The organism is Burkholderia sp. IMCC1007 (assembly GCF_027257875.1).
In the GTDB taxonomy this organism is placed as follows: domain Bacteria; phylum Pseudomonadota; class Gammaproteobacteria; order Burkholderiales; family Burkholderiaceae; genus Burkholderia.
The window spans coordinates 93126-101186 of record NZ_JAPVQY010000023.1 but is presented as its reverse complement, the minus strand read 5'-3'; the positions used below and the strand labels follow the sequence as shown (position 1 = coordinate 101186).

The 8061-nt window shown below is 62.7% G+C and carries 5 protein-coding genes and 2 rRNA genes; 6 read left to right on the top strand and 1 reads right to left on the bottom strand.

Features of this window, described 5'->3' with window-relative positions; translation table 11 throughout:
• The 4 genes from O1Q03_RS20605 to O1Q03_RS20590 form a co-directional block, all read left to right on the top strand.
• A 23S ribosomal RNA gene (locus tag O1Q03_RS20605) occupies positions 1 to 115 on the top strand; the annotation flags it as partial.
• Positions 116 to 268: 153 nt separating this feature from the next.
• Positions 269 to 381 (top strand): 5S ribosomal RNA (gene rrf, locus O1Q03_RS20600).
• A gap of 481 nt (positions 382 to 862) precedes the next feature.
• Entirely contained in the window at positions 863 to 2938 is a 2076-nt protein-coding gene (locus O1Q03_RS20595; protein WP_269505781.1) for a molybdopterin-containing oxidoreductase family protein, read from the top strand.
• Between the two features lie 136 nt (positions 2939 to 3074).
• Positions 3075 to 4748, top strand: coding sequence for a long-chain fatty acid--CoA ligase (locus O1Q03_RS20590; RefSeq protein WP_269505780.1), 1674 nt, complete (start codon positions 3075 to 3077; stop codon positions 4746 to 4748).
• Positions 4749 to 5178: 430 nt separating this feature from the next.
• On the opposite strand, the gene O1Q03_RS20585 is transcribed toward O1Q03_RS20590, so the two are convergent.
• Positions 5179 to 6336 (bottom strand): porin, encoded by a 1158-nt coding sequence (locus O1Q03_RS20585; RefSeq protein WP_269505779.1) that lies wholly within the window; start codon positions 6334 to 6336, stop codon positions 5179 to 5181.
• 277 nt (positions 6337 to 6613) lie between these two features.
• Between O1Q03_RS20585 and coq7 the strand changes: the two genes are divergently transcribed.
• Positions 6614 to 7240 (top strand): 2-polyprenyl-3-methyl-6-methoxy-1,4-benzoquinone monooxygenase, encoded by a 627-nt coding sequence (gene coq7, locus O1Q03_RS20580; protein ID WP_269505778.1) that lies wholly within the window; start codon positions 6614 to 6616, stop codon positions 7238 to 7240.
• 386 nt (positions 7241 to 7626) lie between these two features.
• Positions 7627 to 8055, top strand: coding sequence for a division/cell wall cluster transcriptional repressor MraZ (gene mraZ, locus O1Q03_RS20575; protein WP_006400450.1), 429 nt, complete (start codon positions 7627 to 7629; stop codon positions 8053 to 8055).
• Positions 8056 to 8061: the final 6 nt, after the last annotated feature.

The following is an 8061-nucleotide window of genomic DNA, read 5'->3' as shown; positions in this document are numbered from 1 at the left end:
TGGAGGCTTGACCTCCTTGAAGGGTCGTTCGAGACCAGGACGTTGATAGGTCAGGTGTGTAAGCGCAGTAATGCGTTCAGCTAACTGATACTAATTGCCCGTAAGGCTTGATCCTATAACAAGTCTGCCTTATAGATCGGCGCCGTGCGCAAGCACTGGCCGCGATCCAAAGCGACAAGTTGGATTCTCGTGTGTGATACACACAACTCAAAATTACTGCTTCTTCCAAGATTGGTTGCGCTGCGAAGCAACGCAACAACCCTCTTTGCCTGATGACCATAGCGAGTCGGTCCCACCCCTTCCCATCCCGAACAGGACCGTGAAACGACTCTACGCCGATGATAGTGCGGATTCCCGTGTGAAAGTAGGTAATCGTCAGGCTCCCTAAGCCAAGAACCCCCGCCCGAAAGGCGGGGGTTTTTGCATTGGTGCGGCGGAAATGCATGGGGGGATCCGGATGCGATCCGGGTGCCAAGTACCGCACAAGCACGGGTGCCCCACCGGGCCGCACATCAATACGTACCGTTCGCGGCCTTGCCCATGCGTGCCGCTACATTCTCGAGCCGACCGCATCGTCGCAGGCGTGCACACTCCAACCCGCGCCGCTTCTACCCATATCTCCACGCATTTCACGCCCAAAACGGCGACTCGGCAACCCCGCCGAGGCAGCTCACCGGCGCCCTTCATCATATATTGGTCCGCCGATATCTCCGCCCCAGCCTATCGGAGTCGCATCGAGACGGAGATCAGCCATTCCCTTATCCCGCCATTTCGCAAAACAAGCCCGAAATCCGTTCGAAATGAAGCCTTATTCGGCACGGCCACGTAAAATTCGCGAATCTCCATCCCCGCATCCAGAACGATGAACGCCGCTTCCCAGATAGCTCGGGCCGTTTGCCCTCACGATTGCCCGGACACCTGCGCAATGCGCGTGACCGTCGAGAACGGCAAGGCAATCAAGGTCACGGGTGACCCGGACCATCCGCCCACGCAAGGCGTGTTGTGTACGAAAGTCAGCCGATATGCCGACCGCGTCCATCATCCGGATCGCCTCACCGTTCCGCTCAAGCGCGTCGGTGCGAAGGGGGAAGGGCGCTTCGTGCCGATCAACTGGAGCGATGCGTTCGACGAGATCGGCCGCCGCCTCGGAGAAATCGTCGCGCGCGAGCCGGAGGCGATCGTGCCGTACAGCTACGCGGGAACGATGGGGCTCGTGCAGGGCGAAGGCATCGCGCAGCGGTTCTTCCACAAACTCGGCGCCTCCCGTCTCGAGCGTACGATCTGCGCGGCGGCAGGTGCGGCAGGCCTGCGCTACACGTACGGCGGCAGCGTCGGAATGCATCTCGAGCACTTCGAGGAAAGCGAGCTGATCCTGATCTGGGGCGCCAATCCGATCGCGTCTAGCCTGCATTTCTGGACTCGGGCGCAGGAAGCCAAGCGCCGCGGCGCACGCCTGGTTGCAATCGACCCCTATCGCTCGCTGACAGCCGAAAAGTGCCATCAGCACATTGCGTTGAAACCGGGCACCGATGGCGCGTTCGCACTCGGCATGATGCACGTGCTGATCACCGAAGATCTGCTCGATCATGACTACATCGCGCAGCATACGCTCGGCTTCGATGCGCTCAAGGCGCGGGCGTTGTCCTATCCGCCGGAGCGCGTCGCGCAGATCTGCGGCATCGACGCCTCGGAACTCGTCGAACTCGCACGTCGTTACGGCGCGACCCGCAAGGCGTCGATTCGCCTCAATTACGGCATGCAGCGCGTGCGTGGCGGCGGTAACGCCGTGCGCGCGATCGCGAGCCTCCCCGCGCTGACCGGCGCGTGGCGGGATCGGGCGGGCGGGTTGCTGCTGTCGTCGTCGGAATTCGCGCCGGTCAACCAGGCGGCGCTGCTGCGCCCCGACCTGATGCCCGGATGGCCCCACAAACTGCCGCGCATCATCAACATGAACGCGATCGGCGATGCGCTGCTGCATCCGGGCGACGCGACGTTCGGCCCGAAGGTCGAAGCGGTGATCGTCTACAACTCGAATCCGGTGGCCGTCGCACCGGACTCGTCGAAGGTCGCGGCGGGCTTCGCGCGCGAAGACCTGTTTACCGTCGTTCTAGAACACTTCAAGACAGATACGGTCGATTTCGCCGACATTGTGTTGCCGGCCACGACGCAGCTCGAACATCTCGACGTCCACAAATCGTACGGTCACACCTACGTGATGGCGAATCTTCCCGCGATTCCGCCGGTGGGCGACGCGCGGCCGAACACCGAGATCTTCCGCGGAATCGCGCGCAGGATGGGGCTCGACGAGCCCGCGCTTTATCACAGCGACGAAGACGTCGCGCGCGTGGCACTCCGTTGGGATGACCCGACGCTCGACAGCGACTGGGACACACTGAAGCGCGCCGGATGGCTCAAGCTCAACCTGGCGGACGCGCCGTTCGCGAACGGTGGCTTCCGCACGCCGTCCGGCAAGTGCGAGTTCTACAGCGCACGGCTCGAGCAGATGGGCATGGATCCGGTGCCGGACTACCTGCCGCCGTTCGAATCGGCGGAAGCGGCGCCCGAACTCGCCGCCCGCTATCCGCTCGCGATGATTTCGCCGCCGGCCCGGCACTTTCTGAACAGCACGTTCGTGAACGTGGACAGCCTGCGCAACACCGAAGGCGAGCCGCATCTCGATATCCACCCGGCCGATGCCGCCGCGCGCGGCATCGACGACGGTGACGTGGTCCGCGTCTTCAACGACCGCGGATCGATGCAGGCGCTCGCACGCGTGACCGATCGCGCGCGTGCGGGTCTCGTCGTCGGGTTGTCGATCTGGTGGAAGAAGCTCTCGCCGGACGGCCGCAACGCGAATGAAGTGACGAGTCAGGCGCTGACCGATCTCGGCAATTCGGCGACGTTTTACGATTGCCTGGTGGAAGTAGAGCGGATTTGACCGAATTTATGGTCCAGCCCACACGAACTCGTCCGAAAGTTGGAAGTGGGCATCTAACCCTGTTGTCTCGGGACGAGCGAGCCGCTACGATGCGTTTTAGCACGACCATTCGAAAATCTGTGAGGAGACGCGCGGCATGGACAAAATTTGGCTGAAATCGTACCCACCCGGCGTTCCAGCCGAAATTGACGCGTCCCCGTATCCATCCATTCCGGATCTTCTCGACGAAAGCTTCCGCCAGTATCGCGACCGCAAGGCGTTCGTCTGCATGGGCAAGAGCATCACGTACGGTGAGCTCGATGCGCTGTCGCGCCAATTCGGCGCGTGGCTGCAGTCGCGCGGTCTGAAGCGAGGCGCGCGCGTCGCGCTCATGATGCCGAACGTGCTGCAGTATCCGGTGGCGCTCGTCGCGGTGCTTCGCGCGGGCTATACCGTCGTCAACGTCAACCCGCTCTATACGGCGCGCGAACTCGAGCATCAGCTGAAGGACAGCGGGGCGGAAGCGATCGTCATCCTCGAGAACTTCGCGTCGACGCTTCAGGCCGTCATCGCGAATACTTCGGTCAAGCATGTCGTCGTGGCGTCGATGGGCGATCTGCTGGGCATCAAGGGCTGGCTCGTCAACTACGTCGTGCGCAACGTGAAGAAGATGGTGCCGGCCTGGCAGCTTCCGTCGTTTACGCGCTTCAAGGCCGCGCTGTCGGAAGGCGCACGGCAGACATTCAAGCCGCAGCAACTCGCCCCCGACGACGTCGCGTTCCTGCAATACACGGGCGGCACGACGGGTGTCGCGAAGGGCGCGACGCTGCTGCACCGGAACATCGTGTCGAACGTGCTACAAGCCGGCGCGTGGCACCATCCCGCACACGAGAAGTACCCCGAGGTAAAGCAGTTCGTGACGGTCGTCGCGCTACCGCTTTATCACGTGTTCGCATTGACCGTGTGCGGCTTCCTGACGATGCGCACGGGCGGCATGGGCATCCTGATCCCGAATCCGCGCGACATCGGCGGCATGATCAAGGAGTTGAAGGGGTACCAGATTTCGACGATTCCGGCGGTCAACACGCTGTACAACGCGCTGCTGAATCATCCCGAATTCAACCAGCTCGACCTGTCGAAGCTCGTGATTGCCAACGGCGGCGGCATGGCGATCCAGGAGGGCGTCGCGAAGCGCTGGTACGAGAAGACCCGGACCGCGATCGTCGAAGGGTACGGTTTGTCGGAAACGTCGCCGGTCGCGACCTGCAACCCCGTGACGGCGACCACGTACAGCGGGACGATCGGACTGCCGCTGCCGTCGACCGAGGTTGCGATTCGCGACGATGCCGGCAACGACGTCGCGCTCGGCGAGCCCGGCGAAATCTGTATCCGCGGGCCGCAGGTCATGGCCGGCTACTGGAATCGACCGGATGAAACCGCGAAGGTCATGTTCCCGGACGGGTTCTTCAAGACGGGCGACGTCGGCGTGATGGACGCGCGCGGTTACGTGAAGATCGTCGACCGGAAGAAGGACATGATCCTCGTATCCGGCTTCAACGTGTATCCGAACGAGGTCGAGGATGTGGTGTCGTCGCACCCGGGCGTATTCGAGGTGGCAGCCGTCGGCGTGCCGGACGAGCATTCGGGCGAAGCCGTGAAGCTGTTCGTCGTGAAGAAGGACCCGGCACTCACCGACAAGGACATCCTCGCGTACTGCAAGGAGCGGCTCACTGGCTACAAGCGTCCGAAACTCGTCGAGTTCCGCACCGAGTTGCCGAAGACGAACGTCGGCAAGATCCTGCGGCGCGAACTGCGCGACGGCCGCGCGTAACACCGCAGTCGAACGAACGAGCCCGGCATTGAACTGCACCCCAAAGGTTGGACACCGATTCAACCTTCGGGGTGTTTTTCCGAGCCGGGCTTTTTTGTAGCGGGCGAGCGCCAGATGCCGCTGCTGCGGTGACCCGGTCCCCTGATATGCCCTGAACACCATGCGTCGGACGCGCGCCGACGGCGCCTCGCCGACCGAATGGACACCGCCGGACCGACAGGTGGCCACTCCGCGATCGAGCGCTGCAGTCGCCGCGCACGTCGGCGCGCGCGCGGTGCGCAGGTGCCGACGAAGTCGCGCGAACGAGCCGATCGAACGGCGACGCATTACCGCGAGCCGCACCCCAAGCGCGGCTTCGGATTTACGGGCTGCAAAAGAAAAAGGCGCCCGAAGGCGCCTTCAAGATGCTGCGGCTCGTCAGGCAAGCTGATTAGAACTTGTGACGGATGCCGACGCGCGCTGCGACCTGGTTGCTGGTGGTCGACGGATCGAGACCGTTGATCGATGCCTTCGCCTGAATGACGTTGCCTGCAGCGTCGAGCGTATTGCCCGATGCGTGCTGATACACGCCGATCACGTAGACGTCCGTGCGCTTCGACAGGAAGTAGTCGACGCCCAGCGAGCCCTGGTGGTACTTGGCTGCCGAGTTGCCGTCGATCTTGCTGCCTTGCGTGTAGTCGTACGCTGCGCCGAGGATCAACGCCGGGGTCAACTGAAACTTGAAGTTGATTTCGCCGTTGTTGAACGTCGCGGTCTGGTCGACGAACGGGCCTGCCGAGAAGCCCTTGAACTTCGTGTTCGAGTACGTCGCGCCGATCGTCGCCGCACCGAACGTGTACGCACCGCCTGCACCGATGACCTGGTACGTGTTCGCGCTGTTCGCGTACGTGCCGTAGACCGGCGACGTCACGGCCGTCGCGGCCGCCGATGCCCCGGTGTTGAACATGCCGCCGAAGTTGGCCGGCGTGCGTGCGTTCAAGTAGCCGACACCCAGCACCAGCGGGCCGTTGTTGTAACCGGCGCCGAGCGACCAGACCTGGTTCTTCGAGAACTGGCCGGCCTGGCCGCCGAAGCTGTACATGCCGCCGAACGAGAAGCCGCCGTACGTCGGGCTCGTGTACTTGACCGCGTTGTTCACACGGTACGCGTTGTTGAAGTTGTCGAGGTCGCCCGGGTGAGCGGCGATGTAGCCGCCCCACTGGTCGCCCGCCTCGAGCGGGCCGACGAAGTCGACGACGGAGTCGTACTGGCGACCCAGCGTGACCGTACCGGCCTGGCTCGACAGGCCGACGTAAGCCTGGCGGCCGAACATCAGGCCGCCCTGGCCGAGCTTGCCGGAGTTGACGTCGAAACCGTTCTCGAGCACGAAGATCGCCTTCAGGCCGCTGCCGAGATCTTCGGTGCCGCGCAGGCCGAAGCGGCTGCCTTGCATCACGCCGCTTGCCAGACCGTACAGGTGGCCGCCTTTCGCGTTGTTGTTGAAGATGAAACCTTCATCGATGATGCCGTAAAGCGTCACGCTGCTTTGCGCATGGGCTGCGCCAGCAAACGCGCCCAGCGCGACGAGCGCGAGAAGCGACTTTTTCATTAACGGATCTCCAAGAATCACTGAATTTTTTTGTCGGGGCGGATAGTTATGTTGTGTTGACGGGCCCCGTCAACTTCACAAGAAGTCGCTCGTAATGTAGCAAAAGCGTTTTTTGCGACAAAGCGAAATGCCGCACCCCAAGGTCGCCATGTTTCGTTTATGCAACAATGGTTAAAATCACGGGTTAACCGCAATTTCCGCTGAATAATCAAGTCGGTTACGCAGCGGAACACGTGTCCTTGCCGCCCGCGGCAGCACACGCAGCCAGGAGAACAGGATGGTGTTGGATGAACTGATCAGCGAATTCGATCGCGGCCTGCGATCGCTGACCGGCGTGAGCCGGATGAGCCGCGCAGTGCCCGTGCCGGCAGAGCCGCCGGCCGACGAACTCACGCCCGCGGAGCGCACGCATGCGGCCGGGCTCATGCGCGTGAATCACGTCGGTGAAGTGTGCGCACAGGCGCTCTACCAGGCGCAGAAGCTGACCGCGCGCTCGGCGTCGTCGAAGGCGATGTTCGCGGAGGCCGCACGCGAGGAGGAGGACCATCTCGCATGGACCGCGCATCGGCTGAAGGAGCTCGATTCGCGCCCGAGCGTGCTCAACCCGCTGTGGTACGTCGGCGCGCTCGCGATCGGCGTGGCAGCCGGCACGCTCGGCGACAAGGTCAGCCTCGGCTTCATGGCGGAGACGGAGCGCCAGGTCGAGAGCCACCTCGACTCTCACCTGTCCGAGCTGCCGGCGACCGACACGGCGTCGCGCGCGATCGTCGAGCAGATGCGTGCCGACGAGGTGAAACACGGCAAGGCCGCGACCGATGCCGGCGGAATCGAACTGCCGCTGCCCGTGCGAATGCTGATGCGCGCGGCGTCGAAAGTCATGACGAGCACTGCGTACTATCTCTGAGATTTGGGCCGGGCGGTGCACGCCGCCGCCCCGGTCCGCCGTCCCCGATACCGCCCGTTTTTTCCGCGTTTTCCCGCCCCCGAAAGCCCCGTCCGCACGGCAGTCTGGCCCGCCTTTCTCACGTATCACCTTCACAAGTTGCACTAGCTCATTCATTTATAACGGTTTTTGGAATGAGGGGCCGCATGAGCATGTTCGCGTAAGTCCTTGTTCTAACTAACAAAATTCGTCAAAAAACCGGACCGCTCCCTTGACCGTGCCAAACCCTTCCTCTAAAGTGGGAGACAGTGTGAGAAAGTGTATTTTTGTGTGATTTGGCGGGCTATTCCGGCTAAATTCTGAGCGTTGAGCGGGCGCTTCGGTGCCCTGAACGGGAGAGCGGAAAAGTGTTCCAAGGGGCGTCGGCGCTGACGCTCGATGCGAAAGGTCGGATGTCGGTGCCGGCTCGCTATCGCGAAGCGCTGCAAGGACAGGCAGAAGGACGGGTGACTGTGACCAAGCACCCGGACGGCTGCCTGTTGCTGTTTCCGCGCCCTGAATGGGAGGTGTTCCGCGCCAAGATCGCCGCGCTGCCGATGGACGCACATTGGTGGCGGCGGATTTTTCTCGGTAATGCGATGGATGTCGATCTCGACAGCGCGGGCCGGATTCTAGTGTCGCCCGAGCTGCGGATGGCAGCCGGACTCGAAAAGGAAGTCATGTTGTTGGGAATGGGTAGTCACTTCGAGCTGTGGGATTCGCAGACCTACATCGCGAAGGAGCAGGCAGCGATGGCGCAGGGCATGCCCGACGCGCTGAAGAACTTCACGTTCTGATTGCGG

What these genes read in the sequence shown, in the direction of transcription:
- O1Q03_RS20595 (WP_269505781.1), top strand. Translation starts at nt 863, where the DNA reads ATGAACGCCGCTTCCCAGATAGCTCGGGCCGTTTGCCCTCACGATTGC.
- O1Q03_RS20590 (WP_269505780.1), top strand. Translation starts at nt 3,075, where the DNA reads ATGGACAAAATTTGGCTGAAATCGTACCCACCCGGCGTTCCAGCCGAA.
- O1Q03_RS20585 (WP_269505779.1), bottom strand. Translation starts at nt 6,336, where the DNA reads ATGAAAAAGTCGCTTCTCGCGCTCGTCGCGCTGGGCGCGTTTGCTGGC.
- coq7 (WP_269505778.1), top strand. Translation starts at nt 6,614, where the DNA reads ATGGTGTTGGATGAACTGATCAGCGAATTCGATCGCGGCCTGCGATCG.